General features: G+C 63.4%; 24 protein-coding genes. 14 read left to right on the top strand and 10 right to left on the bottom strand.

All coding sequences use genetic code 11. The features are described 5' to 3' along the window. Positions 1 to 19: 19 nt before the first annotated feature. Together M0639_RS21235 and rsmA are read left to right on the top strand one after the other, a co-directional pair. On the top strand, positions 20 to 1,147 hold the full coding sequence (locus M0639_RS21235) for a resuscitation-promoting factor (protein ID WP_064074037.1): 1,128 nt from the start codon (positions 20 to 22) through the stop codon (positions 1,145 to 1,147). Positions 1,148 to 1,156: 9 nt separating this feature from the next. Further along, on the top strand, positions 1,157 to 2,056 hold the full coding sequence (gene rsmA, locus M0639_RS21230) for a 16S rRNA (adenine(1518)-N(6)/adenine(1519)-N(6))-dimethyltransferase RsmA (protein WP_003946263.1): 900 nt from the start codon (positions 1,157 to 1,159) through the stop codon (positions 2,054 to 2,056). Positions 2,057 to 2,114: 58 nt separating this feature from the next. On the opposite strand, the gene M0639_RS21225 is transcribed toward rsmA, so the two are convergent. The 3 genes from M0639_RS21225 to M0639_RS21215 are packed head-to-tail and all read right to left on the bottom strand — an operon-like array spanning position 2,115 to position 5,507. After that, on the bottom strand, positions 2,115 to 4,376 hold the full coding sequence (locus M0639_RS21225) for a heavy metal translocating P-type ATPase (protein ID WP_003946240.1): 2,262 nt from the start codon (positions 4,374 to 4,376) through the stop codon (positions 2,115 to 2,117). Further along, the gene (locus M0639_RS21220) at positions 4,376 to 5,290 is read right to left on the bottom strand and encodes a hypothetical protein (protein WP_064074038.1); all 915 of its coding nucleotides are present in this window, start codon (positions 5,288 to 5,290) and stop codon (positions 4,376 to 4,378) included. Before M0639_RS21220 ends, M0639_RS21225 begins: the two co-directional genes overlap by 1 nt. A gap of 7 nt (positions 5,291 to 5,297) precedes the next feature. Further along, positions 5,298 to 5,507: a heavy-metal-associated domain-containing protein gene (locus M0639_RS21215; protein WP_003946267.1), complete on the bottom strand. Its 210-nt coding sequence runs from the start codon at positions 5,505 to 5,507 to the stop codon at positions 5,298 to 5,300. Positions 5,508 to 5,821: 314 nt separating this feature from the next. On the opposite strand from M0639_RS21215, the gene M0639_RS21210 reads away from it, so the two are divergent. Next, a complete protein-coding gene (locus M0639_RS21210; RefSeq protein ID WP_003946232.1) occupies positions 5,822 to 6,025 on the top strand; it encodes a cold-shock protein in 204 nt (67 codons plus the stop codon). A 96-nt stretch (positions 6,026 to 6,121) separates the two neighbouring features. Here M0639_RS21210 and M0639_RS21205 read toward each other — a convergent pair whose 3' ends face one another. After that, positions 6,122 to 7,090, bottom strand: a complete 969-nt coding sequence (locus M0639_RS21205) for a helix-turn-helix transcriptional regulator (protein ID WP_042449230.1) — start codon at positions 7,088 to 7,090, stop codon at positions 6,122 to 6,124. A 97-nt stretch (positions 7,091 to 7,187) separates the two neighbouring features. On the opposite strand from M0639_RS21205, the gene M0639_RS21200 reads away from it, so the two are divergent. The 4 genes from M0639_RS21200 (at position 7,188) to M0639_RS21185 (ending at position 11,821) form a co-directional block, all read left to right on the top strand. Continuing rightward, positions 7,188 to 8,183: an ABC transporter ATP-binding protein gene (locus M0639_RS21200; protein ID WP_080726601.1), complete on the top strand. Its 996-nt coding sequence runs from the start codon at positions 7,188 to 7,190 to the stop codon at positions 8,181 to 8,183. Between the two features lie 36 nt (positions 8,184 to 8,219). Beyond that, positions 8,220 to 8,996 (top strand): ABC transporter permease, encoded by a 777-nt coding sequence (locus M0639_RS21195; RefSeq protein WP_042448972.1) that lies wholly within the window; start codon positions 8,220 to 8,222, stop codon positions 8,994 to 8,996. Positions 8,997 to 9,077: 81 nt separating this feature from the next. Further along, on the top strand, positions 9,078 to 10,013 hold the full coding sequence (locus M0639_RS21190) for a 4-(cytidine 5'-diphospho)-2-C-methyl-D-erythritol kinase (RefSeq protein WP_030536307.1): 936 nt from the start codon (positions 9,078 to 9,080) through the stop codon (positions 10,011 to 10,013). Further along, entirely contained in the window at positions 10,013 to 11,821 is a 1,809-nt protein-coding gene (locus M0639_RS21185; protein WP_003946255.1) for an ABC-F family ATP-binding cassette domain-containing protein, read from the top strand. The genes M0639_RS21190 and M0639_RS21185 overlap by 1 nt, the downstream gene beginning before the upstream one ends. On the opposite strand, the gene M0639_RS21180 is transcribed toward M0639_RS21185, so the two are convergent. After that, positions 11,818 to 12,237 carry a TetR/AcrR family transcriptional regulator gene (locus tag M0639_RS21180; protein ID WP_082893147.1) on the bottom strand — a complete coding sequence of 140 codons (420 nt, stop codon included), beginning with the start codon at positions 12,235 to 12,237 and terminating at the stop codon, positions 11,818 to 11,820. The genes M0639_RS21185 and M0639_RS21180 overlap by 4 nt on opposite strands. A gap of 218 nt (positions 12,238 to 12,455) precedes the next feature. Between M0639_RS21180 and M0639_RS21175 the strand changes: the two genes are divergently transcribed. Further along, a complete protein-coding gene (locus M0639_RS21175; protein ID WP_064074040.1) occupies positions 12,456 to 13,694 on the top strand; it encodes an HNH endonuclease signature motif containing protein in 1,239 nt (412 codons plus the stop codon). A gap of 80 nt (positions 13,695 to 13,774) precedes the next feature. On the opposite strand, the gene M0639_RS21170 is transcribed toward M0639_RS21175, so the two are convergent. After that, entirely contained in the window at positions 13,775 to 15,265 is a 1,491-nt protein-coding gene (locus M0639_RS21170) for an acetyl-CoA acetyltransferase (protein WP_064074041.1), read from the bottom strand. A 139-nt stretch (positions 15,266 to 15,404) separates the two neighbouring features. Between M0639_RS21170 and M0639_RS21165 the strand changes: the two genes are divergently transcribed. Continuing rightward, positions 15,405 to 16,229: a helix-turn-helix domain-containing protein gene (locus M0639_RS21165; protein ID WP_063316779.1), complete on the top strand. Its 825-nt coding sequence runs from the start codon at positions 15,405 to 15,407 to the stop codon at positions 16,227 to 16,229. Between the two features lie 43 nt (positions 16,230 to 16,272). Here M0639_RS21165 and M0639_RS21160 read toward each other — a convergent pair whose 3' ends face one another. After that, the gene (locus M0639_RS21160) at positions 16,273 to 18,030 is read right to left on the bottom strand and encodes an ABC transporter ATP-binding protein (RefSeq protein WP_064074043.1); all 1,758 of its coding nucleotides are present in this window, start codon (positions 18,028 to 18,030) and stop codon (positions 16,273 to 16,275) included. Continuing rightward, entirely contained in the window at positions 18,027 to 19,685 is a 1,659-nt protein-coding gene (locus M0639_RS21155; RefSeq protein WP_225320113.1) for an ABC transporter ATP-binding protein, read from the bottom strand. Before M0639_RS21155 ends, M0639_RS21160 begins: the two co-directional genes overlap by 4 nt. A gap of 257 nt (positions 19,686 to 19,942) precedes the next feature. Between M0639_RS21155 and M0639_RS21150 the strand changes: the two genes are divergently transcribed. Genes M0639_RS21150 through M0639_RS21130 form a run of 5 tightly spaced genes read left to right on the top strand, consistent with a single transcriptional unit; the run spans position 19,943 to position 24,912 of the window. After that, positions 19,943 to 20,830 carry a siderophore-interacting protein gene (locus tag M0639_RS21150; RefSeq protein WP_225320112.1) on the top strand — a complete coding sequence of 296 codons (888 nt, stop codon included), beginning with the start codon at positions 19,943 to 19,945 and terminating at the stop codon, positions 20,828 to 20,830. Then, positions 20,827 to 21,954, top strand: coding sequence for a Fe(3+)-siderophore ABC transporter permease (locus M0639_RS21145; RefSeq protein WP_064074045.1), 1,128 nt, complete (start codon positions 20,827 to 20,829; stop codon positions 21,952 to 21,954). The genes M0639_RS21150 and M0639_RS21145 overlap by 4 nt, the downstream gene beginning before the upstream one ends. Beyond that, positions 21,951 to 23,000: an iron-enterobactin ABC transporter permease gene (gene fepG / locus M0639_RS21140; protein ID WP_003946259.1), complete on the top strand. Its 1,050-nt coding sequence runs from the start codon at positions 21,951 to 21,953 to the stop codon at positions 22,998 to 23,000. Before M0639_RS21145 ends, fepG begins: the two co-directional genes overlap by 4 nt. A 23-nt stretch (positions 23,001 to 23,023) precedes the next feature. Next, positions 23,024 to 23,875 carry an ABC transporter ATP-binding protein gene (locus M0639_RS21135; RefSeq protein WP_050794099.1) on the top strand — a complete coding sequence of 284 codons (852 nt, stop codon included), beginning with the start codon at positions 23,024 to 23,026 and terminating at the stop codon, positions 23,873 to 23,875. Next, positions 23,872 to 24,912, top strand: coding sequence for an ABC transporter substrate-binding protein (locus tag M0639_RS21130; RefSeq protein ID WP_064074046.1), 1,041 nt, complete (start codon positions 23,872 to 23,874; stop codon positions 24,910 to 24,912). The genes M0639_RS21135 and M0639_RS21130 overlap by 4 nt, the downstream gene beginning before the upstream one ends. Position 24,913: 1 nt before the next feature. Here M0639_RS21130 and M0639_RS21125 read toward each other — a convergent pair whose 3' ends face one another. Together M0639_RS21125 and M0639_RS21120 are read right to left on the bottom strand one after the other, a co-directional pair. Then, a complete protein-coding gene (locus tag M0639_RS21125; RefSeq protein ID WP_042448946.1) occupies positions 24,914 to 25,888 on the bottom strand; it encodes an ABC transporter substrate-binding protein in 975 nt (324 codons plus the stop codon). 71 nt (positions 25,889 to 25,959) lie between these two features. Continuing rightward, the gene (locus M0639_RS21120) at positions 25,960 to 26,598 is read right to left on the bottom strand and encodes a TetR/AcrR family transcriptional regulator (protein WP_030536301.1); all 639 of its coding nucleotides are present in this window, start codon (positions 26,596 to 26,598) and stop codon (positions 25,960 to 25,962) included. Positions 26,599 to 26,642 lie beyond the last annotated feature (44 nt).

Raw genomic sequence — 26,642 nt, 5'->3', positions numbered from 1 at the left:
TCACAGAACACAGGAACCGATGTCACCGTTCGCCAAAATCAACTCGACCAGGTCGCCGTTGTTGTACTCGGCGATCGCCGCTCTTCTCCTGACGGTTCTCGTGGGTGGTGTTCTGGCCGTCGTCCGGCACAAGACCATCACTCTCGATGTCGACGGTGAGCAGATTCGCCTGAGCACCATGTCGACCAACGTCGACGGCGCTCTCGAGGACGCGGGTTACCCGATCGGTGACAAGGATGCAGTTGCTCCCGCGGCCGACGCTTCGCTGTCCGACGGCGACACCGTGGTGCTCCGTCGTGCCCGTGAGATCACGCTGACGGTCGACGGTCAGCCGCAGAAGCTCTGGACCACAGCCTTGACCGTCGACGACGCGTTGAAGCAGTTGGACGTCGCGGCGGATGTGCACGTGTCGGCTTCGCGCTCGCAGCGTCTTCCGCTGGACGGCGCCGCGCTCGACGTGCTGACACCGGTCGTCGCAAAACTGGTCGACGGCGCAAACGCGGCAGCAGACGTGCGTATCGCGGCGCCGACGGTCGGGGAGTTCCTTACCGCCAACGGCACTCCGCTCGAGCAGTCGGACACGGTGGTTCCCGCCGCCGACGCTCCACTGACCGAGGGCCTGGAGGTCACGGTGACGCGCAACCGCACCGAGAGCAAGGTCGAGACCTTGCCGCTCGATCCGCCGGATCAGCGCATCGAGGATCCGACGATGAACCAGAGCCGCACGATCGTCGAGAACCCGGGCGTGCCCGGCGTGCGTGACGTGACGTTCGCCGTGAATCTCGTCAACGGTGTCGAAGCCGGACGTACCCAGGTCGCGGAGACGATCACCACACCGGCGCAGCCGAAGGTCGTGCGTGTCGGAACGAAGCCGGGCACCGAGGTGCCGCCCGTGGAGAACGGTTCGACGTGGGATGCGCTCGCACAGTGCGAGGCCACCGGTAACTGGGCCATCAACACCGGCAACGGTTTCTACGGCGGCGTGCAGTTCGATCAGAACACCTGGGAACGACAGGGCGGGTTGAAGTATGCGCCCCGCGCCGACCTCGCCACCCGTGAAGAACAGATCGCGATTGCGACACAGACCCAGCGCACTCAGGGCTGGGGCGCATGGCCGTCGTGCTCGGGTCGCCTCGGACTGGGATAAGTTCTACTGGTGTCAGACGCCGAACAATCGAACGAACCCATCGCTACTCCGCGCGGGCAGGCAGCCCTGCTCGGTCCGGTCGAGGTGCGCGCTCTTGCCGAGGAATTCGGTGTCCGGCCCACGAAACAGTTGGGGCAGAACTTCGTTCACGACGCCAATACCGTGAGGCGCATCGTCACCACGGCAGGCGTGACACGTGACGACGTCGTTCTCGAGGTAGGGCCTGGTCTCGGTTCGCTGACGATGGCGCTGATGGACGTGGTCGATCGGGTCATCGCGGTCGAGATCGATCCCAACCTCGCGGCTCGCCTGCCGAAGACGGTGGCCGAGCGAGCGCCGGAACTGGCCGATCGCCTGACCGTCGTCGAAGCCGACGCGATGCGTGTGCTGCCTTCGCAGATTCCCGGCGAGCCGACCGCGCTTGTCGCGAACCTGCCGTACAACGTCGCGGTGCCGGTGCTGTTGCACCTGTTCGCGTCGCTTCCGAGTCTGCGGACCGCACTCGTGATGGTGCAAGCCGAGGTTGCCGACCGCCTGGCGGCTGATCCGGGAAGCAAGATCTACGGCGTTCCCAGCGTCAAGGCCAACTTCTTCGGCGAGGTTCGCCGCGCCGGTGCCGTCGGACGCAACGTGTTCTGGCCGGTGCCGAAGGTGGAATCAGGTCTGGTTCGTATCGACCGGTATGCGGAGCCGCCGTGGCCGATGGACGAGAAGCACCGCAAGCAGGTTTTTGCGGCGATCGACGCCGCATTCGCGCAGCGCCGCAAGACTTTGCGTGCCGCGCTCAGCGGTTGGGCAGGTTCGCCTGCCGAGGCCGAACGACGGCTCCTCGCTGCCGGCATCGAGCCACAGACGCGTGGTGAGATGCTCGACGCAGCAGCCTTCGTTCGGCTGGCTGGAGGCGAATAGCCCCGTGCGCGGTTAAGGAGTGCAGGGACTCCCTAACCGCGCACAGGGGCTTGCCCCCTTATTTGAACCGCCGCAACCTCAGGCTGTTGCTCACCACGAACACACTGCTGAATGCCATTGCGGCACCGGCGAGCATCGGGTTGAGCAGGCCGGCCGCAGCCAGCGGGATCGCAGCCGTGTTGTAGGCGAATGCCCAGAACAGGTTGCCCTTGATGGTCTTGAGCGTCTTGCGGGACAGTCGAATTGCATCGGCTGCCGACCGCAGGTCACCTCGCACCAGAGTGATGTCGCTGGCCTCGATCGCAACGTCGGTACCCGTGCCCATCGCCAGGCCGAGATCGGCCTGAGCCAGGGCTGCCGCGTCGTTCACGCCGTCGCCGACCATGGCCACGACGCGTCCTTCCGCTTGCAGTTTCTTGACGGCGTCGACCTTGTCCGCAGGCATGACCTCGGCGAAGACGGTGCTGATCCCGACCTGATCCGCGACAGTGCGAGCAACGGTGGCGTTGTCACCGGTCAGCAGAACCGGTTCGAGGCCGAGTGCTTTCAACTGCGCGATTGCTTCGGCGCTCGTGTCCTTGACCGCGTCGGCGATCACGAGGATGCCGTGCGCCTTGCCGTCCCAGCCCACCGCGATTGCGGTGCGCCCGGCCTTCTCTGCTGCAGCCTTCGCCTCGCGGAGATTTTCCGGCAACGGCATCGACCAGTCGGCGAGCAGCGCGTCTCGGCCCGCGACGACGGCGTGACCGTCGACCATTCCCTGCACGCCGCGCCCGGCGACGTTCACGAAATCCTCGACCGTAGGCAATTCGCCCACAGCTTCGGTCGCACCCTTCGCGATCGCTGCGGCGATGGGGTGCTCGGAGCGATGTTCGAGTGCGCCGGCCAGCCGAAGGACCTCGTCGACGGTTGTTCCTTCGCCCACCACGGTGTCCAGCAATGTCATCTGACCGGTGGTGACGGTTCCCGTCTTGTCGAGCACGACGGTGTCGACTGCGCGCGTCGATTCGAGCACCTCGGGTCCCTTGATGAGGATTCCCATCTGAGCTCCGCGACCCGTGCCCACCAACAGGGCTGTGGGCGTTGCCAATCCGAGGGCACAGGGGCACGCGATGATCAGCACGGCGACCGCAGCGGTGAAGGCCATCTCGATGGGGTTACCGGTACCGAGCCAGTAGCCCAGTGTCGCAACGGCAATCGCGATGACGACCGGCACGAAGATACCGGCGATCCGATCGGCGAGGCGCTGAACTTCGGCCTTGCCGTTCTGGGCGTCTTCGACCAGTGCCGCCATCTGGGCGAGTTGGGTGTCGCTCCCGACCCGGGTTGCCTCGACGGTCAAGGTTCCACCGACATTGACGGTGGCGCCGACGACAGTGTCCCCGACACCGACTTCCTCCGGCACGGATTCGCCGGTCAACATGCTCATGTCGACGGCTGAGCGGCCCTCGGTGATGATGCCGTCGGTGGCGATCTTCTCGCCGGGCCGGACGATGAAGGAGTCGCCCGCTGCCAGTTCTTCGGCGGGGATTCGTACTTCGACGCCGTTGCGCAATACCGCGACGTCTTTCGCACCGAGTTCCATGAGTGCGCGTAGTGCGGCGCCGGACGTGCGCTTGGACTTGTGCTCGAAGTAGCGTCCGGCCAGCACGAACGTGATGACGCCCGCGGCAACTTCGAGGTAGATGTTGGCGCTGCCGTCCATCCGGTCGACCGTCAGCCGGAAGGCGTGCTTCATACCGGCTTCGCCCGCAGTGCCGAAGAACAGTGCGTAGAGCGACCAGACGAAGGCCGAGATGGTGCCCAGCGAGATGAGCGTGTCCATCGTGGCCGCGCCGTGACGCAGGTTCACCCAGGCAGCCCGGTGGAAGGGGAGGGCCGCCCACACGATGACCGGTGCGGCCAGTGTGAGGGAGAGCCATTGCCAGTTGTCGAACTGCAGCGCAGGAATCATTGCCATAGCGATGACCGGCACGGAGAGAAGAGTCGAGATGATCAGGCGGGTACGGAGCTCGCGCAGATCACGATCCTGCGGGGTTTCCGCATCCGGGTCGACGGTGTCCGGCGCGCTGGGCGGCTTGGGGAGCGCGGCGGAATAACCGGCGTTCTCGACGGCAGTGACCAGATCTTCGACGGGTACCCCGTCCGGGAAGGTGACCTTGGCCTTCTCCGTCGCGTAGTTGACGGTGGCTGTGACGCCGTCGATCTTGTTGAGCTTCTTCTCGATTCGTGACGCGCAGGAGGCGCAGGTCATCCCGGTGATCGCGAGTTCGACGCTGCTCGAGTTGGCAGCATTGTCGACCGCAGTCGGTGACGTCATCAGTGCCCTCCCTCGTGATTGTCTGGAACTGAAGCCGTGGAAGTGCCTGCATCAACAGTGAATTCGGCGGTCCGAACCACGCCTTCGTGCTGGAAGTCGAGGAACAGTCGGTATGTGCCTTCGCTCGGTGCCTGTGCGTGGAAGGAAATGTCCGGACCAGGAGCTGTGACGCCGTCGCCTGGCTCGCCTTCGGGGTGCACGTGCAGGTAGGCGAGGTCGCCGGTGCGCAGGGCAACGAGGTGACCGAAGGCACCGAGGTACGGATCGAGATCGGTGACCGGGGCTCCGTCGCGAGCAACGCTCAGCGTGATCGGGCCGCCGGCAGTGGTCAGATCACCGTCGAGAGTCACGGTGTATCCGTCGACGGTTGCGGTCGCGCTCTTCTCAGGTAGCGGCGCAGGAGTGAATTCGCCTGCCACGTCGAAGTTTCGGCCGAGTGTCAGTTGGGTGCCGTCGGTGGGATCGAAGTCCGCGAAGACTCGGTAGGTGCCGGCGGCGGGCCAGGCCCAGTCGATCGACCAGGTGCCGTCTGCAGCGAGGGACGGATGTACGTGGCGGAATTCGCTGGTGTCGTTTCGGACGACAATGAGGTGGAGTTTCTTCTCGTGCAGGAGGTCGAAATCGACGACGGGCGTGTTGGTGTCGTCGAGAATCCGGAAGGTCAAGGTTCCCGGCTCCCCAGCTCGACCGGGTGCGGTCACATCGGTGAGTGTGTATCCGCCGGAAGAGACTTCGAGACCTGCAGGTGTTGCCGAATCCATGCCTGGCATCGATTCGGTGGTTGATTCGTGGGTGCTGTGCTGGGTGGTGGACATGTCTATCGGGCTTCCGATTGCGGCCCCCACGCCGAGGGCGGCGCCGAAGACGGCGACCAGCCCTACGGCGTAGGCGGCAAGTGTTGTCGAGGTGCGCACGGCTGACTCAGCTTGGTACGACTGCGTAGCCGGCTTCGTCGACTGCTGCGACGACGTCGGCTGCGGAGACGGGAGCATCGCTGGTGACAACGACGCGTCCGCTCGCCAGTTCGACATCCACCGCGGTTACTCCCGCGATGTTGCCGATCTCTTCCTTGACGGATCCGACGCAGTGTCCGCAGGTCATTCCGGAAACGGTGTATTCGGCGGTGGTCATCGCAGATCCCTTCGGTTGTGGAAAGCTTATTTTACGGATACCCGGTGTAGGTATCGCTCTGCAATCGAAGGTACCCCCAGGGGGTATGCCTGTCAACGGGCTGGGCAGTGATGAAGGCCTCAAGGAAGACAACACGGCGGATGTGTGGTCTACTTGTGTTGGTCGTAAGTGTTTGTGTTTGTGTTTCCACGCTCGCAAATGGTTAGGTTGCGAGCGTTTGGACATCCTCCACGGATTTGTCTCAGAACGGTCGTAGTAAGTGACCCGGGCGGTCGAAGCGACTGCCTGTTGACACTGTGTTAGAGGAGATTTACATGGCAGAGGGCATCGTGAAGTGGTTCAACTCCGAGAAGGGGTTCGGCTTCATCGCTCCCGAAGACGGCAGTGCTGACGTCTTCGTTCACTACTCCGAGATCCAGAGTGGCGGCTTCCGCACTCTCGAGGAGAACCAGCGCGTGGCGTTCGAGATCGGTCAGGGCAACAAGGGCCCGCAGGCCACCGGCGTTACCATCGTCTAAGACGTCCATGCGAGTCGGGCAACCGACGCATGACGTACTGACAAGACCCCAACTCTTCGGAGTTGGGGTCTTGTTGTATTTGGGTGAAAAACGCTGTCATGCATCGAGATACCGCTGAGTGGCGACTGCCGTTTCCGCCGCGATCGTGCGGCATTCCTCGCGGAGTTCAGGTGGATTCACAACGGTGAAATCGACGTCGAAAGCTCTGAGCCAGTGTGCGATCGATCGCAGAGAAGTGCCCGAAAGCACTATGACGCAACGCCCTTCGTCGGTGGACTCCACCGATCCCCACTGTTCGTTGACCATCGGTGCTATCTGCTCGATGGGTGCATGCAGTAGAACGGTTGCGCGCGTGGAGGAATAGGCCCGAGCGACACCGCGGGAAACGAAGTCTGCTGCACCACCGGCGGGTAGTTCCCGCGGCACGAATCGTGGGCCGGTGGGGATCTTGGGTTCCATTCTGTCTACGCGAAATGATCGCCAGTCTTCGCGAGCGAGATCCCAGGCCACCAGATACCACCGGACACCCGACCGTACGAGCCGGTACGGTTCCACCTCGCGCCGGCTCTGGGTGCCGTCGTGAGTGCTGTAATCGAATCGCAGGCGTTCGTGGTTGTGGCACACCGACGCGATGGCGGACAAGACCGACGCATCGACTGCGCTCGCGGCGGGCTCGCGTGGCACGACATCGATCGACAGCGACTCCAGACGGTGTCGCAGCCTCGACGGCATGATCTGCCGCAGCTTCGCCAGCGCGCGCATCGAAGCCTCGCCGATGCCGACCACAGAGCCGGTCGCTCCGGACTGCAGTGAAAGTGCCACCGCGAGCACTTCTTCGTCATCGAGCTGTAGCGGGGGCATCTCCGCGCCGGCACCCAGGCGATATCCGCCACCGACTCCGACTGTCGCGTCGACCGGATAGCCGAGATCGCGGAGGCGGTCCACGTCACGTCGAACCGTGCGCGGGGTGATCGCGAGTTTGTCTGCGAGTTCGGCACCGGACCAGTCTCGACGCGTCTGGAGCAGTGACAGCAACCGCAGTAGGCGAGCCGATGTCTCCTTCATGGCCAGAAGTCTGCCAAACATTTAGGACCGTATGAGTCCTCAATTGAATTTAGGTTGGTCCACATCCGACCAGTCGAGAAGAAATTGGGGCCACGTCATGAGTCGCATCAACGACGGCAGACCGATGATCGAGACGAAGGCGCTCACCAAGCACTTCGCTCAGGGCAAGAAACTCGTGGAAGCAGTCAAGGGAGTCACTCTCGACGTAGCGGAGGGTGAGTTGGTTGCCTTGCTGGGGCCGAACGGCGCCGGGAAATCGACGACGTTGCGCATGTTGACCACCTTGCTCGAGCCCACGTCCGGCAGCGCGCGAATCGCAGGATTTGACATCGCTGCGGCACGAAACGAGGTGCGATCGAGCCTCGGATACGTCGGACAGGGGAACGGAGCCGGCCACAACCAGCGAGTTCGCGACGAGTTGGTGACGCAGGGGTTGTGCTACGGAATGCCCAAGGGTGACTCGCAGGTCCGGGCCGACGAGCTGCTGCGTGATCTCGAACTCACCGAGTTGGGCACTCGAAAGGTCAGTACGTTGTCCGGCGGGCAGCGACGGCGGCTCGATATCGCTCTGGGCCTGGTCCATCGCCCACCGCTCCTGTTCCTCGACGAGCCGACCACGGGCATGGACCCGCAGAGTCGGGCCAACCTCTGGGACCACATCCTCCGGCTGCGGCGCGAGATGGGCACCACGATCGTGCTGACCACGCACTACCTCGAAGAAGCGGATTCGATGGCAGAGCGGGTCATCGTCATCGACGAGGGCACTGTTATCGCGGACAACACCGCCGCTGCACTCAAAGCGGATCTTGCGGGGGATCATCTTCTGCTCACCTTCGACAGCGTCGAGGCGGCCGCCGTCGCAGCGTCGGTGGCCGAGCGACTTGTCACTGTGCGTGACGTCACCGTCCAGGCGAGTTCGGTGAGTATCCGTGCCGGCGAGGGTGATTCGACGCTACCGGTGTTGCTGCGTGAAGCCGATGCCCGTGGTGCCCGCGCACTCACTGCCGACATCACCAGGCCGACTCTCGACGACGTCTTCCTCACTCTCACCGGCCGCAGCCTGCGCGAGAGCGCCGCCGCGGTCGCTTCCTGAAACACGACAAAGAACTTCGACGAACAGGAATCCGCCATGACAATCACACTCGATACCCCACGTACCGTGCACGGCAACATCGTTCGAGACAGCGCAATCGTGATGGGCCGTGAGCTGCGACCGATGTTGCGCGACCCGGTCAGCGTCATCTTCAGCCTCATCCAGCCGCTGATCCTGTTGGCGTTGTTCGGGCCTCTGCTCAAAGGGGTTCCGGGTACCGGTGACGGCGTATGGAATTGGTTCATTCCCGGTGTGTTGGTGATGATCGCGATCTTCGGAACGACGATGACCGGGTCCAACCTCCTGATGGAGATGCAGCAGGGATCGCACGAGCGAATGTTGGTGACTCCGCTCCGACGCTCGTCCTTGTTGATCGGGCGAGCGTGCAAGGAGATGGTTCCGCTTGCCGCGCAGGCGATTCTGATCATTCTTGTCGCACTTCCGCTCGGATTGGACGTCAATGCAGCGGGAGCCGCGCTCGGGATAGTCCTGCTGGGAGTGTTCGGCGTCGGACTCGGTGCGCTCTCGTACGCTCTCGCTCTGGCTGTGCGGGAGCAGGATTGGATGTTCTGGGTCGTTCAGCAGACGCTGATGTTCCCGCTCCTGATCCTGTCGGGAACCATGCTTCCACTCGAGGACGCACCAGGTTGGATGAAGGTCCTCGTGAACATCAATCCGCTCGGCTACGTCGTAGACGCCGAGCGGGCACTCTTTGCCGGAGACTTCGCGTCGAGCAGCGTTCTGGCAGGAATCGTCGCCGCCTTGGGCGTGGCGGTGGTCGGTCTGGGCGTAGGTGTGCGCGCGGTGAAATAGCGTGGGTGTGCTGGCTGTCGGACGGGCTGCTGCGGTCGCAGGTTTTCGCCCAGGTGTTCGCAGCGCCTATTGTTGTTCCTTGTGCTCTCCGTCGTTCCACGCCCCGTAGTCGTCCGGGCCCCGTCCAAGGTGAATCTCCACCTTGCCGTCGGGGACCTGCGAGACGACGGCTATCACGAGCTGACGACGGTTTTTCAGGCATTGTCGCTGGCAGACACCCTCACGGTGGCGCCTGCGGACACCTTGACCGTGCGGGTGATCGGCGACGACGCCGCGGCCGTGCCGACCGATCGCACCAACCTCGTGTGGCGTGCCGCCGAGATGCTCGCCGTCGAGGGTGGCGTGGCCCCGAACGTCGAGATAGTCATCGAGAAAGGCATCCCCGTCGCAGGCGGAATGGCCGGCGGGAGTGCCGACGCAGCCGCCGCTTTGGTTGCGCTCAACGCTTTGTGGAAGCTCGACTTCTCGCGGCCTGATCTCGACGCTTTTGCGGCACGCCTCGGGAGTGACGTTCCGTTCTCGCTGCACGGTGGCACTGCCCTCGGAACCGGCCGCGGCGAACAACTTGTCCCCGTGTTGACCCGCCACACTTTTCACTGGGTGTTGGCGCTGGCCAAGGGTGGCTTGAGCACACCAGTCGTGTTCCGCGAGCTGGACAAGCTGCGGGCAGAAGGCTCCCCGAAACGGTTGGGGAGCGCCGATGCGTTGATCCAGGCACTGACCACGGGTGACGCTCATCTGCTTGCGTCGCTGCTCGGCAACGATCTGCAGGCTGCGGCACTCTCACTCAACCCGGATCTACGACGGACGCTTCGAGCGGGCGTCGAAGCCGGAGCTTTGGCCGGCATCGTCTCCGGCTCCGGACCGACATGCGCCTTTCTCTGCGCCGACGCACAGTCCGCGGTGGAAGTGAGCGCAGAACTTGCGGGAGCGGGGGTGTGCCGCACCGTTCGCGTGGCGAGCGGACCCGTTCCCGGAGCACGAATACTCGACAATGCGGCAAAGGGACAGCACTGATGGCGAATCTGATCAATCTGGAAAACGTGTCGAAGTCTTTCGGCGTCAAGCCGTTGCTCGACGGGGTCTCCCTGGGCGTCGAGGAGGGCGAGCGCATCGGCGTCGTCGGCCTCAACGGTGGCGGTAAGACGACCATGCTCGAAGTCCTCGCGGGTGTGGAGCAGCCGGATTCGGGACGCGTCAGCCGCGTCGGCGGATTGCGTATGGCCGTCGTGACGCAGCGCGGTGTGCTGCCTCCCGGCTCCACTGTCGGTGAAGTGGTCCTGGGGCCGCTCGGAGTGGCGCAACACGAATGGGCCGGCGACGCGCGCATCCGTTCGGTGCTCTCGGGTATCGGCATCGACAACCTGGGCGCCGGTGGCGAGCGGTCCGCATTGGACGCCAAGGTCGACGGCCTGTCCGGCGGTGAGCGTCGCCGCGTGGCTCTCGCTGCGGCCCTGGTTCAGGACCTCGACCTGCTGGTGCTCGACGAGCCCACCAACCACCTCGACGTCGAAGGTGTTCAGTGGTTGGCCGAGCACCTCGTCTCGCGTCGCAGCGCGCTTGTCGTCGTGACCCACGATCGCTGGTTCCTCGACACCGTCGCCACCCGCACCTGGGAGGTTGTCGGCGGCGGCGTCGAAAGCTACGAGGGTGGCTACAACGACTGGGTGTTCGCTCGCGCCGAGCGTTCGCGTCAGGCTGACGCTTCCGAAGAGCGTCGACGCAACCTTGCACGCAAGGAACTCGCATGGCTGCGCCGCGGTGCGCCGGCCCGTACGTCCAAGCCGAAGTACCGCATCGAGGCCGCGGAGGCCCTGATCGCCGACGTTCCGGCACCTCGTGACGCGGTGGCACTTGCGTCCTTCGCCCAGCGTCGACTCGGCAAGGTTGTCATCGAACTCGAAGACGCGCGTCTGGAGACTCCGGACGGCCGTGTACTCGTCGAGGATCTGACCTGGCGTCTCGCTCCAGGTGAGCGTGTCGGCCTGGTCGGTGTCAACGGCTCGGGCAAGACGACTCTGCTGCGGACTCTGGCCGGCGAACTCGAGCCTGCCGCCGGAAAGCGCATTCAGGGGCAGACCGTCCACATCGGTTGGCTCAAGCAGGAACTCGACGATCTACCGACCGACATGCGCGTACTCGACGCGGTCAAGGATGTAGCCGAGCGAATCACGCTGGGAGACAAGGAAGTATCGGCGGGTCAGCTGGCTGAGCGGTTGGGCTTCACACCGGCGCGTCAGCGCACCCCAGTCGGTGATCTCTCCGGTGGTGAGCGCCGACGTCTGCAGTTGACGCGTGTCCTCATGGCCGAGCCCAACGTCCTGCTTCTCGACGAGCCGACCAACGATCTCGACATCGACACGCTTCAGCAACTCGAAGATCTGCTCGACGGCTGGGCGGGCACCATGGTGGTCATCTCGCACGACCGGTACCTGATCGAGCGCATCTGTGACACCACCTGGGCTCTCTTCGGTGACCGCAAGCTCACCAACCTGCCGGGTGGTATCGAGGACTACCTGCGTCGACGCGCAGCGATGGGGGATGGCGACAACCCGTCGGTGGCCTCGACGGCGAGTGGTGCGTCGAAGAGCAAGCAGGTCCGCGACGGTGCCGCGGATCGCGCTGCACGCAAGGAACTTTCGAAGCTCGAGCGGTCAATTGCGAAGTTCGACGACCGCGAGAAGAAACTGCACGCTTCCCTCGCCGACGCGGCCACCGACCCGGACAAGCTGCAGAAACTCGGCGCAGAACTCAAGCAGGTCATCGCCGACAAGGAAGCCGCCGAAGAGCAGTGGATGGAGCTCTTCGCCGAGTTGGACGGCTAGGGGAACTTCGCCCCGAACCTCTTGAAGGTTTGCTCTGGATCCAGGGTTTCCGGCGCCTGCCTGCACAGCAGTGCGTCCAGAACGAGCCCGTCCAGTGCTGCGACCAACTCCGTTGCATCGGACGAGGTCATGCCGCGTTCGACCAGGATGTCGACAAACCGATCCCGACCACGCACCAGTTCCACTGCGAGGTCGGGATCGTGGAATGACGCGATGATCAGTTCGTAACGCGCCCGAGTGCGGCCGGATTCAGGCCCCAGCCACCGGGCCACCTGTTGCTTCGGCGTCTCGCCCGGGCGAGGAAGATCACCGTCCAGAAGGTGTCGCACCACCTCGACTATCAGTCCACGCGCGTTTTCGAAGTAGTGCCGTGCGCTGCCGTGTGGCACGCCCGCCTCGTCTTCGACGCCTCTCATCGACCAGGCTCGAAACCCAACCCGGCCCGTCTTTTTCGACATCCTGCTCGTGCTGTGCGTTGTTGCGATTGCGTGTTTTGTGGGGTATGTCTTCTATCGCGTGATATTGGACGACTAGGCGAATGTTTATGTACTTCAACAGGTCTCAAGTCTTCATGTTCCCGAAGTTGTCCGGTTTGTCTCTGGTTATCGAAAGTATGTTCTATTAAACTTTGAGCATGGACAGTCGGGAAGCGTGGCAGCTGGATGGCGAGGACCTCAAGGGTGAGGTTCTGGATCTGGTGCGCGCCCGACACGAGTTGCAGTCGCGGATGGTGTTGCTGATCGTGGAGATGTTTTCCCGGGAGGTTCTCGGTGGGAAGGGTTTTCGGGCGATCGCGCAGTGGTTGCATGGGTCGACGAATCTGGAGATCGGTGAGTGCAGTCTGCTGGTCGGGTTGGCGCGGTTGCTGATGCTCGAACCTGTTGTCGCGGATGCGTTTCACCGTGGTGACGTGGATGCGTTGAAGGCGCGGCAGGTGGCGTCGTTTTGTCAGCATCCACCCAAGAACATGACCCTGGCGGATGTGGACAAGGCTCGCGGGATCCTGCTTGGCCTGGCGTCGAAGAACATCGCCGATTGTGATGCAGTGCGGGCAGCGATCCGGCGGATCGAGAAGCAGTACGGCAAACGCGAAGACGGCGTTCCGGTGGGTGAGGATTCGGAGCGTAACGAGTTCTACGCCTCGAAAGGCTTGTACGGGCGGGTGACCGTGAAGGGCGACCTGGATGCTGTGAACGGGGCACGTCTGATCACGTTGCTGTCGAGCCTGTCGGCGCCGACGCCGGAGAAAGACGGCGTCAAGGACGCCCGCACGCCGGCATTACGACGGGCGGATGGGTTCTGCGAATTGTTGCGGCGGTACGAGCGGGCGGGGCTGGGTCCGATCGAAGGCGGAGTGAAACCGCACATCACAGTCACCGCCAGTGCAAAAGACATGACCGACCTCAAAGCATTGAAGGATCTACTGCCGTCGACTCAGGAACTGGGTTTCGCGTGGGCGGATTGGGTAGGTCCGATCAGTATCGATACTGCCCGGATGCTGGCGTGCGACTGCACGGTCACCCGGATTTTGTTGGACGAGAACGGTGTTCCGCTCGACTGCGGCAAAGAAGCAAGGACCGCGACGCTACCCCAGCGGCGGGCGTTGGCGGTTCGTGATGGTGGGTGTGCGTTTCCGGGATGCGGGACACCGTCGGGGTGGTGCGATGCCCATCATATTGTTCACTGGAACGATGGTGGCCCAACGGATCTCGACAATCTGATCTTGTTGTGCGGTCATCATCATCGGACGATGCACCACACCGAATGGCGGGTGGAGATCGGGCCGGATCGCAAATCGGTGTTCTATCCGCCGATGTCTGTTGATCCGTATCAGCAGCCGATCGGCGGGAACAGCCCACCCACCGCGGCGTGAATCGCGACAACTGAAGACGTGAGCACCGGGGCACAACCATGCCCCGGTGCTGACGGCTGTCTACTGTCAGAACGCTACTGTCAGAACGTGAGCGTGAGTCGCCCGTTCTCGTCGCTGATGTGAACAGTTCGCCCGATCGACGGAGGGTTGTCACCGCGAAGCTGGGTCAGTTCGGCGGCATTCTCGGGACCGGTGTGACCGGCGACGCGGCCGCCGTCCGGCGTTGCCGCGATCACGAACCCGATCTCAGGCTCCCCGGTGCGGCCGTATTCGACAGAGGCCGTAACTATTTCCGCCGTGCCCGTGTAATCAGTGATCAGTTCCGGAACCTCCGCAGTTAGCGCGCGTGCGTCGGGATCACCGACGTACCCGCCAGCGTGAGCGGCGGACGACAGCAGTACGCAGTGCTGGTAGGTGAGGAATCCACCGTTGCCGTGGACGAGGGCAAGGTTCGCGCCGTCGCGAATTCGCCTGGTGACTTCAGCGACGGAATGCAGGGTGTAGCTGTTGAGCGGTCCACCGAAGAACGAGTGTCCTCCGGTGACGCTTGGGATCGCGGTATCGCGAAGTCCGAGTTCGCGGATCAACAGCTTGGGCACGATCGGGAAGCAGCTGTAGGCATCGACGATGTCGAGTGCGTCGGCGCCGACTCCGGCACCGTCGAGTGTGCGATGTACGGCGTCATGCATCGCGGCCGAGCTGTCGAAGCTGTTGCGGCTGAGTATGTCCAACGGATCACTCGCACCTGCGCCGCCCCAGAGGTACACCAGCTTGTTTTCATCGATCCCGAACTCGCGGGCCGTCGACAACGAGCAGACGACAACGGCCGCAGCCTGATTGACGAAAGGCATGGCGTTGAGCATCAGCGGGTACGGCTCGGCGACCATCCGATTGCCGGGGCCGACGGTGCCGATCTCGTCTGCCGATCGGATCTCCGACGTCCAGGAGGCGGGATTCTTCGAAGCCAGTTCCGAGAACGCGGCGTACATCCGCGCGGACCAGTCGAGCGATTCACGGGCGTCATGGCCCTCGGCAGCACTGAAACAGTTCTCGAAGAGCGGGTAGACACGAGTCGGCACGATGAAACCGGCGCGCTGCATTTCGGGGCTTCCCAGGTCGGTCGGATCGAATCCGGGAGGCCCACCGGGCGCGGCTGTCCACCCGATCGAGTCGGGGGCGACTCCGGACTTTCGCAGCGCGGTGCTGCTGGCGTGCGATTCGCCGCCCACGAGCAGAGCAGCCGAGGATTCACCGCGAGCGATGGCCGCGCCGATCCGATCGAGGAGCGCCGCGGGCCAGTGGCCACCGATCGGCGAGGTAGAGGTGACCGTGGGGGTCGCGCCTAATCGTGAGGCAAGCAGCCCGGGGAGATCGTCGTACGACCAGCTGACTGTCTTGATCGCGAACACGGAATCGATCTGTGTTCCCAGTTCAGCGTGGCCACTGTCGTTCAACGCGGCGACGGTGGCGTCGTGAATCAGATCGAGGGGTTCGCGGTGCCCGTCGGCAGGATTCCAGCGCAGATCGCCGACGCCGACGATGACCGGGATTCGTGATGCGTCAACCATCATGTACCTCTCGTTGCCGACCCGTAGCCGGGAGTTGCAGTCACGATATCGGGGACCCTGGTATGTGTAACTCTGAGGTCACAGTCAACGATTTTCGGGTTCCTATTTAGGTATGCCTAACGAAAGTCCTATACTCGTCTTCATGACAGCTGTGGCAGAGAGAATTTCGGTGCCCGTGGGGCCGCGTTCCATCGATCACCCCTACTCGATGACAACGGTGACTCTGAAGCTCTCTCATCAGCGGCAGTGGGCCCCGCATCGTCATCCTGAACATGAGCTGATCTGGGGAAACTCCGGTGGAATGCTCACGGTTGTCGCTGACGGCATCACTTGGGAGGTGCCGCCTTCGGCCGGACTGTGGCTGCCTGCCGGGGCGTTGCATGCCGTGAAGGCCGGTCCGGGTACGGAGTTCTTCTGCACCTACTTCCGGCCCGAGGCTCACGAGGCGCCGTCGGGTGTTCCGGGCTTGTTCGGTGTCAGCGCTCTCCTGCGTGAGGTACTCCTGCACATGCATCGGCGGAACATGCCCGACGAGGCGCGCAGTCGCGCCGAGCGGGTGGCCTTCGACATGTTGCAGCCGCTCGAAGTTGCTGCGGTGGAGGTTCCGATGCCGACCGATCCGCGAGCGTTGTTCGTCGCCGAAGCGTTGGTCGCCAATCCGGCAGACCAGCGGTCGCTGTCCGAATGGGCGCTGACGGCTGGCGGTAGCGTCCGTACGCTGACGCGTGTGTTCGCGCAGGGCACTGGAATGACTTTTGCGCAGTGGCGAATTCAGGTACGTGTCCGCGCAGCATTGACGTATTTAGCTGCTGGAGTGCCGGTTTCGGTTGTCAGTAGGCGGGTCGGATACGAAACTCCGAGTGCCTTTGTCGCGGTGTTCCGCCGGGTCACCGGCCGCACACCCGGCAGCATGATGAACAAGCGGAGTGTGGCGCCCGAATCGGTGCCGTACCTTCTGCACGCATGAGTTGGGTTGCACCGGGCGGAAGTGCTCGGTGCAACCGTCGCGGTCAACTCCGCGGAGCGGACCACGCTTCCCACAGCTCCGCGTACCGACCCCCGAGGTTGACCAACTCGTCGTGAGAGCCGTGCTCGACGACGCGGCCGTGGTCCATCACCAGGATCTGATCGGCGTCGACGGCCTGTGAGAGTCGGTGTGCCACTGTGACAGCAGTGCGACCCCGGGTCAGAGCGAGAGCGGCATCGTCGAGGACCCTGGCTCCGGCGCTGCCCGCTTCGGCGGTCGCCTCGTCGAGAATCAGCAGCGGCGGATCCAGTAGTTCGATTCTTGCCAACGCAAGTTGTTGGGCCTGTGTTGCGGTCAGCCGGTGTCCACCGTCTCCGACCACGGTTTCGAGTCCGTCCGGGAGAGCCCGCAGCCAATCCGACGCGCCTACGGTATCGAGCGCCGCGGTGATGTCGTTGTCGGTTGCCGACGGGTCGGCCAGCCGCAGATCCTCGGCCAACGTGCCGGCGAAGACGTGGACCTCCTGAGTCACGAGGGCCACCGCGCTCCGAGATGTCGACGGTGGCAGTTCGTTCCGGGGCACCGTCCCGATCTTCACGACGCCTTCGGTCGGTTCGTAGGTTCCCGCGATCAGCTTTGCGACTGTAGATTTTCCGGCTCCGGTAGCGCCCACCAGTGCGGTGACGGTTCCTGCCGGAATGGTGATGTCGATGTCTCGCAGAACAGGAGCGTCGCCGCTTCGGTACGAGAATGTGACGCGTTCCAAAGAAGCTGAGCTGTCGACAGGTTCCTGCGGATCGGTCGGTGCGGATGGCACGGGCGCAAGCGTGACTCCGACCAGGCGAGCCAACGCGATTGTGCCTTCCTGCAATTCGTCGAACACGCTGAGAACCGCGCCCACCGGATCGAAGAGGCGGTGGAAGAACAGGGCTGCGGCGGTGGCGGCACCGATGCTGATCTGACCGTCCTTCACCAGCCAGAAGCCGGTGATCAGCACAGCGGACAGGCCGATGAACTCCGCGATGTTGAGCCGGCCGAAGAACCTGGTGCGTAGACGCGTGGTCAACAAGCTCAGCCGGACGGCCGTCATCGATCGGGATTCGATCTGTTCGAGATGCGGCTGCGCCAGGCGAAGCGATCCGACGGTGTCGGAGTTGCTCAGCGAGTCCAGGAGCTGTTGCGCACGTGCACCTTCTGCCTCCCGCTCCTCGCGGTAGACCGGTGCCGACCTCGAGAGGTACCAGCGCAGCGCCTGGATCTGGATGGGTTCCGCGATCACCGCGGCGACGGCGAATCTCCAATCGAGGCTACCCAATCCGATCAGGGTCAACACGATGGTCAGTGCCGCGGTGGCAAAAACCGGAAGTGCTTCGGATACGGCCCGGGTCACCAACCGCACGTCGCCGGTGATGCGGGAGACGAGATCTCCGCGCCCGGCCCGTTCGACGTCGCTCTGCGGAAGGTCGAGAACCCGGACGACAACTTCTTCGCGAAGGTCGGCGACAACGCGCTCGCCGACGCCGGCGAGCAGGTAGTTGCTCACTCCGACGAGAAGGGATGAGGCAACCGCGATACCGACCAACGCGAGAGTCAGTGTGCCGATGCGAGAGACAGCGTCGCCGTCTGCGTCGGTCACGGCGTCGACCATGGCGCCGAGGACCAGCGGTGTGAGCAGACCGATCGCGGTCGCGGCGGTCAGGGTGACGACTGCTGCGATCGCGGAAATCCGGTGGGGTCCCATCAACCGAAGTGCCGCGCGCCGCGCTTGTTTCGGTGTTGCGGTGGGGAGTAGTTCGTTCACAGCTCGATCACCCGATCGCAGATATCGAGCAGCACGGGGCTGCTGGTCAGAAGTATTGTGGCGTGCGCCCCGCGTACCTCGGCGATCCCGCGAGCAATGCGCGCTTCGGTGACGGAGTCGACGGCAGTGGTGGGATCGTGCAGGACCAGGACGGGAGCTTCGCTCGCCAGTGCCCTCGCCAACGCGATGCGCTGACGTTGACCGCCGGACAAAGAATTCCCTTGCTCGGTGACTCGGGTTGCGAGGCCGAGCGGCAGTGCCGAGATCACTTGATCTGCCGCAGCAGCGGCGATGGCCTCGTCGTTGCGGCTGCCGATCGGTGCGAGGGCGTCGATGTTGTCGCCGACTGTGCCGATGAACAGTGCCGCGTCGTGCGGTGCTGCCAGAACGTGAGTGCGAAGTTCGTCGATGTGCAGCTCGTGAATGGCGTTGTCGCCGAGATGAATTGTTCCGCTCGAAGGCTCGATTCGACGCGCCAGTGCGTCGACCAACGCATCCGCCCAGGCGGCATTCTCGGTGACGATGCCGATGATCTCGCCGCGTTTGACGTCGAGATCGACTGGTGACGCTCCGGCCAACACGACGTCGCGCAGCGTCAGGAACTCGGAGTGATTCAGGGACACAGGTTCACCCGCGGGAGTGACAGCCTCGCCGGTCCCGAGAAGTGCTGCGACGCGGTTGGCCGAGGCGCGTGCCCGTGCCAGGCCGGCGCCGAAGTAGATGATGTCGATCAACGGACCGCGAAGGAACTGTGCCAGACCAACCACGGCAACGAATTCACCGACCGAGATGCTCCCGGACGCTGCCATCCGTCCGCCCACGTACGCGATGACGGCGAGGAAAGCGCCGGCGATCGCAACGTTGGCGGCGGAGTACATCGCTTGGTATCTCTGTGCGCGAAGGGTTGCTTCCAACGAAGTCCGGCTGGCTGCCCGATACCGCTGCGCTGCAGCATCTCCGGCGCCGATTCCGGAGAGGATTCGGAGTCCGGAGAGTAGATCTGCGGCTAGCGCGCCGGCCTTGGCGCCCTGCCACTGATCGGTTTCGGCTCGGCGTTCGAGCGGCCGACTGACCACCTGCATGAGAGCCAGCACCGGGGGAGTGCCGAGGATGACGAGCAGGCCAAGTGGCACCGAGATCACCAGTAGCGAAATCGCGGCGGTCAGCACTCCGCAAGCGGCCGCAAGTTTGGTGCTCAGCGTGTGCGTGAATCCGGCCACCGAACCCGCGTCGGATGTTGCAATCGAGTAGACCTCGCCCGGCATACGCCGCGGCGACATGCCGTGCGGATCGAGGCCTCGGCGCGCGATGTCCATCCGCAAGCGATGTGCTCCGTGCTCGGTGACGGAATCGGAGATGCGCGCCGCGAAGCGCCAACTGAGCAACAAGCCGGTGAAGAGAATTCCGAGAACGAGGATCCACTTTCCGAGTGCGGCGGCATCGTTGGTCGCCACAGCACGGTCGATGACCGCACCGATCACCACCGGCACCAACGCTTCCGCGACCTGGTGGCCGGTGAAGCCGACGGACGCGGCCGCCAGCTTGGCTCCGCGACCTTCGGAAGCGATCGCGCGTGTGATTACCTGACGCGGCGTGATCGCCGGGCTGGTTGGGGGACCGTTTGTCTCGGCCGAAAGAAGTGGTGTCGAAGGCACTGGGTCCACGCTAGGGATCGTGGGCGGTAGTCAGAAGTCACACCGGTGCCAATACTTGTCGTGAACAGGCCATACGTATTGCGTTGGCCGAATTGCGATAGTAGTTGGCCCCGTTGCAGCGGAGAAGGCATCGACTCATCGACGACACTGCAATAAATTAAGGTCTACCTTACTTAGCACGGGTTAACTATGTCCGGAAGTCGGATGGATCCTCGTGTTCGGGTCCGGTTCATGTTCCATCGATGTTGGAGATTGTTGTGAGTCTTGTGTTCGGCGAGGTACTTCACAAGGAGTACGTGACCCCGGGAATGGTTCGTATCGTGTTCGGTGGGGAGGAGCTGACCGCCTTCGAAACCACCGGTACCGGTGACGAATACCTGCGCCTCCACTTCCCGGTCCCGGCTACAGGCAAGTTCGTTCTTCCGGCGGAAGATCCGGATGCACCGCGCGGTTGGCGATACCCGGAGGGAGAGGAACCGTCCCCGTGCCAGCCGTACACCGTGCGACGGTTCGATTCCGAAACCAGCTGCATGACGATCGACTTCGTCGTTCACGAGGGTGGTATCGCCAGCGACTGGGCGCAGAAGGCCGAGATCGGTGACAAGTTGGCGATCGGCGAGTCTCGTGGCCTCTACGAGCCCCCGGCCGACGCACGTTGGCAGGTGTTCGTCGCCGACGCGACTGGACTCCCCGCACTCGGGCGCTTGATCGAACAGTTGCCCGCCGGGATGTCGGCCAAGGCGATCGTCGAGGTGGTGGACGAGTCTCACAAGCAGCAGATCACCTCGTCGGCCGACGTCGAGTTCATCTGGCTGGTCGGCAGTGGCAACGGTGTTGCACCGTCGAAGTTGCCGGACGCGGTTCGCGCGATGAACCTGCCCACCGAACTCGGATACGTGTGGGTTGCAGGCGAGAGCACGATGCTCCGTGACATCCGCAAGTACCTTCGCCACGAACTGAAGTTGCCGGGTGAGCAGTACAAGGTCATCGGCTACTGGACGTACAAAGCCGAGGTGTGGAACGCGAAGTACGAGGCCCTCGACGAAAGTGTCCGCGCGGCACTCGATGCGGCCTGGGAATCGGACCGCGACGAGGAAGAGATCCGCGACGAGGTCGAGAAGACTCTAGAGAGCGCCGGCTTGTGACCGTTGGATTCGACAAGAGTGCTGTCGACAGCGGTGCGGCGGACAAGAGCGCAGTCGACAAACACACCGAAGAACTGATCGACGAGTCGCTGCACGAGAAGCAGAAGCAACCGGACGGGCTGGTATCGACCAACTCTCGTCGTATGGCGGGTCTTCTGGTGTGCCTGGTGGTGCTCGCCGCCGTGCTCCTGCTGAGTATCGCGGTGGGATCGAAGACCATTCCGTTCGGCACCGTGATCGACGCGCTGGTGAACTACGACGATTCCAATGATCATGTGATCATCCGTGATCTGCGGCTACCTCGTACTCTGCTCGGTCTGATAGTCGGTATGGCACTGGGTGTGGCCGGTGGCCTCATCCAGGCGATGACACGAAATCCCTTGGCTGATCCCGGAATTCTCGGTGTCAATGCCGGCGCGGGCTTCGCGATGGTCGTTGCCGTCGCGGTCTTCGACTTGACCAGCATCTGGTCGTACATCTGGTTCGCTTTGCTCGGAGCGGTGATAGCCACGGCGATCGTCTACACGCTGGGCTCGATCGGTCGAGGTGGTGCGACGCCCATTCGGCTGACGCTTGCCGGTGTTGCCATCGGCTCCGTGCTCGGCGGTATCTCGTCCGGGATCACCTTGCTCAACCCGACCGCCTTCGACCAGATGCGCCAGTGGAATGCCGGCTCACTCAGCGGGCGTTCGTTGGAAATCGTTCTCGCCGTCGCACCGTTCATTCTCATCGGGCTCTTCCTGGCGCTCGCGTTGGCGCGCCAACTCAACGCGGTGGCCCTGGGTGACGATCTGGCACGTTCGCTCGGTGCCAACATCACTCGTACTCGCATCCTCGGTGTCATCGCGGTGACATTGCTGTGCGGCGCGGCGACAGCTGCGGCCGGGCCGATCGGATTCGTCGGATTGATGGTTCCGCACGTCGCGAGATGGTTCGTCGGACCGGATCAGCGATGGATTCTCCCGTACACGTTGGTGTGCTCGCCGATTCTTCTTCTCTTCTCCGACGTCGTCGGCCGAATCGTGCTGCGCCCGGGTGAACTTCAGGTCGGCATCGTCACGGCCTTCATCGGCGCTCCGGTGCTGATCATGCTGGTGCGTCGAAGCAAGGTGAGCGGTCTGTGAGCATCGATTTCGGGCGCGCCACCACGGTGGTGCGCTCACCCAAAGAAGGCTGGTCCGCGCGGATCGACGTCCGCACGGTCACAGTCTGCCTCGTCCTCGTTGCGCTTGCATTGGCCATCGGTGTCATCGCGCTCGGTAGTGGTGACTACCAAGTGCCGATCGGGGACGTCCTCGGTGCACTGTTCGGCGAAGCCCCCGCGCGTATCCACATGGTCGTCGTGGAATGGCGTCTGCCCCGAGTTCTGTTGGCGCTGATGCTCGGTGCGGCGCTCGGTATGAGCGGTGCGATCTTCCAATCGCTGACCAGGAACCCGTTGGGTAGCCCGGACATCATCGGCTTCAACTCCGGTGCGTACACGGGCGCTCTGGTGGTCATCCTCCTCATCGGTGGTACTTACTACGAGATCGCAGTCGGTGCTCTGGTGGGCGGAATCGCCACCGCAGCAGTTGTTTATCTCCTTGCGTACAAGCGAGGTGTGCAGGGATTCCGGTTGATCATCGTCGGTATCGCCATCAGCGCGATGTTGGGCTCGGTCAACACCTGGATGATCCTCAAGGCGAAACTTGACGACGCCATGGCTGCCGCAGTGTGGGGTGCCGGTTCGTTGAACGGACTCGGCTGGACTCAGGTGTGGCCGGTGGTCGTCGTGCTGGCCATCCTCGTTCCGCTGATCCTGGTGTTGGGCAGGCGGATGCAGATGCTCGAGATGGGCGACGACGCCGCCAAGGCGCTCGGCGTCCGGGCCGAACCCACGCGGCTTTCCCTGGTTGTTCTCGGCGTCGCCCTGACGGCCATGGTGACAGCAGCGGCCGGTCCCATCGGGTTCGTCTCGCTGGCGGCTCCGCAGTTGGTGAGGCGATTGACCGGTAGTGCCGGAGTGACCCTGCTGCCGTCGGCAGCAATGGGTGGCGCGTTGCTGATGGTCAGCGACTGGGTGGCGCAGCGAGCTTTCGCGCCGACACAGTTGCCGGTCGGCGTCGTCACCGTCTCCATCGGTGGCATCTATTTCGTATGGCTTCTCGCGCGAGAGGCACGTAAGCAGTGATCGGTGAAGGAACGAGGAACAGCGTGAACGAGACAAGTACGGCCGCCGTCGTGGTCGAAAGGACGAATCGGCTTCGCGCCGAGGACGTCACGATCGGTTACGACAAGCGCGTCATCTCGGAACACCTCGACGTCGAAATCCCCGACGGTGGCTTCACCGTCATCGTCGGTCCCAATGCCTGCGGCAAGTCGACGCTTCTGCGTGCGCTGTCCCGGTTGCTCAAGCCGACCACCGGCAAGGTCCTTCTCGACGGCAAGGCGATCACGTCGTACCCGGCAAAGGAAGTTGCGAGGCGACTCGGGCTTCTGCCGCAGACGTCGATCGCGCCGGACGGAATCAAAGTCGCCGATCTGGTTGCGCGAGGGCGTTATCCGCACCAGAAGCTGATCCGCCAGTGGTCCCGAGAGGACGAGGCCGCCGTCATCAAGGCGATGGAAGCAACCAAGGTCACGGATCTGTCGGCCAGGCCGGTCGACGAACTGTCCGGTGGTCAGCGCCAACGTGTCTGGGTAGCTATGGTTCTCGCGCAGCAGACTCCGTTGGTGCTACTGGACGAGCCGACGACGTTCCTCGACATCGCGCACCAGATCGAGCTGCTGGAACTCTGCCGCGATCTGAACGAGAACGACGGACACACGCTGGTGGCGGTGCTTCACGATCTCAATCACGCGTGCCGCTACGGAACTCACATCATCGCGATGAAGGACGGCGCGGTGGTCGCCGAGGGCCCGCCCGCGGAGATCATCACCGAAGAACTGGTGCAGGAGGTGTTCGGCATGGCGTGCCGCATCATCGACGATCCGGTTTCCCACACACCGCTGGTCATTCCGCTGGGACGCGAGCGTCAGCGAAACATCGAAGGAGCAAAGGTATGACACTCGTCCTGGATGCGCAGGTTACCGACACGGAGTGGGCTCAGATCGTCGACCGCATTTCGCGACGCCGATTCTTCGGTGGCGCAGCTGGTGTGGCTGCAGCATTGGCGCTGAGCGCCTGCGGAAGCTCCGATGGCGAATCCGACTCTGCCAGTGACACTCTCCCGTACACGTGGGCCGAGTTCAGCGGCGACGTTCCGCGCGACCCGAGGCGTGTGGTGGTGCTCGACGGCCGCGTCGACCTCGAATTCGCGATGATGATGGACTACCCGATCGTCGGATCGGGCAACTTCTGGTTCCCCGACGCCAAGGCAGGATTCCAGTTTCCCGGCCGCACCATCGAGGACGCGAGCTTCGTCAACGTCGCCGGCGACTTCTCCACCAACTTCGAGGCTCTGCTCGCTCTCGAGCCCGATCTGATCGTCATCACTGCGATCGGATACACCAGTGACTGGTACGGCACCGAGCGCTTGTCTTCCATCGCGCCGCTGTTGGTCGTCGGCGACGACGTCGAACCGATTGCCGGGCACCCGGTCGACTGGCGAGGTGCTCTGATGGCGCAGGCGAGCCAGCTCGACCGGGTGACGATCGCCGAGGCTTCCATTGCGGGGTACGACGACAAGCTCGCGAGACTGCGACCGATGTTGCAGGAGAAGCTGGGCGGAAAGAAGATCGTGTTCGGCGTTCAGACGCCGACGGGCTTCCTTGTGCATCAGCGGAATCTGCGAATCAGTGTTGCACTCGATGCCGGCCTGGACGTGCTTTTCCGTGACGACGACAATGCAGAGAACTCGTTCGAGTTGTCGTTCGAGCAACTCGACACCTTGGCTCCGGCGGATGTGATCATCGCCCAAGCACGCGATCAGGAAGCGCTCGACGCGATCAAGTCGCAGCCGACGTGGCAGCGGTTGCCTGCAGTTCAAGCGGGCAACGTGTTGACCAGCGACGCGCGATACAACCAAGGATTTGCGCTCACCGCGGCCATCTTCCTCGACGTTCTCGAGGAAGCGGCCGGACGAATCACTGCTGGGCAGTAATTCAGGCGACGTTGCGGGCCTGGTCGAGTAGTTGTGCAACCTGCTCGAACCAGGCGCCGTAATTGGCGTAGGTGTTGGGACGCTTGTCGTCGAAGTCGATCACCTGGTTCGCGGTCACCGCGGGCAGCTTGACGAACACGGGTGATGCCGCGAATGCCTCTGCCGACTTCGCGAACTGGAACACGATGTCCGCCGGATAGTCCGGTACCTGTTCCCAGCTGAGATCGGCCCAGCCCTTGTCGCCTCCCGGACCGGTGAACTTCACGCCCAGTTCCTTCAGGTACCCGAACTGAGCGAGCGCCGTTGTGCCTGCGTACAACTCGGAGCTGTCACCGTTCAGGGCGAGGACTTCGATGTCGTCGACCTTGGCCGCAGCAGTTCGGATGCGCTCTGCACCGGATTCGAATGCTTCCTTGCCCTCGCGTGCTGCGGCTGTGTCGGTGTTCCCGCCGAGTGCTTCGGCGAGTGAGGCGTACTCGTTCAACACGTCCGGTGTCGAGGCTCCGGAGAACTTGACGCCGACAAACGGTGCAACATTGTTGACGGTCTTGCCCATCGGCTCGTCCCACCAAGTCCATCGTGTCGGGTCGTCGCTGTTGCCGTACCCGATGACCAGGTCTGGGTCCAGCGCCGCAAGAGCTTCCGCGCTGAGTTCACCTTCACGGCCGACGACGGTCATCGTCGACTCGTCAGCGCGATCGGTGACGTCTGGATTGCCGACGCCGTAACCGAAGATGCCGACCGGCCGAATGCCGTAGTCCCACAGAGCCGCAGCGGAGTACGCGTCGACGACGATCCGCTCCGGGGCGTGGTCGAGGGTGATCGTGTTTCCGTATCCCGTTGTGTAACTCCAGGACTGGTCGGCAGACCTGGTCTCGGTAGAGGGCGCTGCGTCGCTACTTCCGCAACCGGCGAGTAGGAGCGTGGCGACGGCGGGTAGTGCGGCGAAGCCGGCGAGCCGGCGATTGATTTTCATGAGAACCTTCCGAACATGGCGAAATAAGCTAGGTAAGCCTAACCTGACATGTCATTCGGGTGTTCTCGGGGTCAGTTGCCCTGCCACATCTGAAGCCATTCGCTCCAGGACGGGGGAGTGATCGTTGGTCGAGGTGTTCCGCCACGAAGTCCGTCGAGCATGAAGTCGAGATAGCGCGTGTGTATTTCGGTGGCTCGATCACCCTCGATCGGCAGAGTCGGCCGCAGATGCACTGTCATGAGCATGACGTCAGCAGCAGTGAAGTCGGGCGGGACTTCGCGAGCGTCGATGCAGACGTCGACCATCGATTGCAGTGCGGCCTCCAATTCTTCGGCGGCACGAGTGACTTCGGCGTGTTCAGGTAACTTGCCGCCGAGGACCGGAATGAGCGGTCCCACTGATTCGGTGAGATATCGCGAGAAGAACGTCTTCAATACGGCTTCATCGGTTTTCGCGGTGCTCATGCACTCTCGGGCGAGGGTGGCGAGGTGGTCGATCGCCCAGACGCGCAGGGATTGCGCCAGTTCCTCCTTGCCTCGGTATCGGCGATAGATGCTGCCTACTCCCACTCCGGCCCGGGTGGCAATTGCCGATACCGGTGCATTCCAACCCTGTTCGGCAAAAATCTCGCGCGCTGCTCGCAGTACGGTGACGTCGTTGTCTGCGGCTTCTCGGGCGCGTCCGGGGAGGCTCGCATTCTCTTTCGCCATTCCCACAGGCTAGCAATGCATGGTTTACTCAATCGGAACGGAGT

The organism is Rhodococcus qingshengii JCM 15477, assembly GCF_023221595.1.
Classification (GTDB): Bacteria; Actinomycetota; Actinomycetes; order Mycobacteriales; family Mycobacteriaceae; genus Rhodococcus_F; species Rhodococcus_F qingshengii.
Note: the sequence above shows the minus strand (reverse complement) of the source record. Positions and strands in the feature narration are given on the sequence as shown.

What these genes read in the sequence shown, in the direction of transcription:
- M0639_RS21175 (WP_064074040.1), top strand. Translation starts at nt 12,456, where the DNA reads ATGGACAGTCGGGAAGCGTGGCAGCTGGATGGCGAGGACCTCAAGGGT.
- M0639_RS21210 (WP_003946232.1), top strand. Translation starts at nt 5,822, where the DNA reads ATGGCAGAGGGCATCGTGAAGTGGTTCAACTCCGAGAAGGGGTTCGGC.
- M0639_RS21170 (WP_064074041.1), bottom strand. Translation starts at nt 15,265, where the DNA reads ATGATGGTTGACGCATCACGAATCCCGGTCATCGTCGGCGTCGGCGAT.
- M0639_RS21205 (WP_042449230.1), bottom strand. Translation starts at nt 7,090, where the DNA reads ATGAAGGAGACATCGGCTCGCCTACTGCGGTTGCTGTCACTGCTCCAG.
- M0639_RS21180 (WP_082893147.1), bottom strand. Translation starts at nt 12,237, where the DNA reads ATGAGAGGCGTCGAAGACGAGGCGGGCGTGCCACACGGCAGCGCACGG.
- M0639_RS21130 (WP_064074046.1), top strand. Translation starts at nt 23,872, where the DNA reads ATGACACTCGTCCTGGATGCGCAGGTTACCGACACGGAGTGGGCTCAG.
- M0639_RS21185 (WP_003946255.1), top strand. Translation starts at nt 10,013, where the DNA reads ATGGCGAATCTGATCAATCTGGAAAACGTGTCGAAGTCTTTCGGCGTC.
- M0639_RS21125 (WP_042448946.1), bottom strand. Translation starts at nt 25,888, where the DNA reads ATGAAAATCAATCGCCGGCTCGCCGGCTTCGCCGCACTACCCGCCGTC.
- M0639_RS21225 (WP_003946240.1), bottom strand. Translation starts at nt 4,376, where the DNA reads ATGACGTCACCGACTGCGGTCGACAATGCTGCCAACTCGAGCAGCGTC.
- M0639_RS21200 (WP_080726601.1), top strand. Translation starts at nt 7,188, where the DNA reads ATGAGTCGCATCAACGACGGCAGACCGATGATCGAGACGAAGGCGCTC.
- M0639_RS21165 (WP_063316779.1), top strand. Translation starts at nt 15,405, where the DNA reads ATGACAGCTGTGGCAGAGAGAATTTCGGTGCCCGTGGGGCCGCGTTCC.
- M0639_RS21195 (WP_042448972.1), top strand. Translation starts at nt 8,220, where the DNA reads ATGACAATCACACTCGATACCCCACGTACCGTGCACGGCAACATCGTT.
- M0639_RS21215 (WP_003946267.1), bottom strand. Translation starts at nt 5,507, where the DNA reads ATGACCACCGCCGAATACACCGTTTCCGGAATGACCTGCGGACACTGC.
- M0639_RS21235 (WP_064074037.1), top strand. Translation starts at nt 20, where the DNA reads ATGTCACCGTTCGCCAAAATCAACTCGACCAGGTCGCCGTTGTTGTAC.
- M0639_RS21120 (WP_030536301.1), bottom strand. Translation starts at nt 26,598, where the DNA reads ATGGCGAAAGAGAATGCGAGCCTCCCCGGACGCGCCCGAGAAGCCGCA.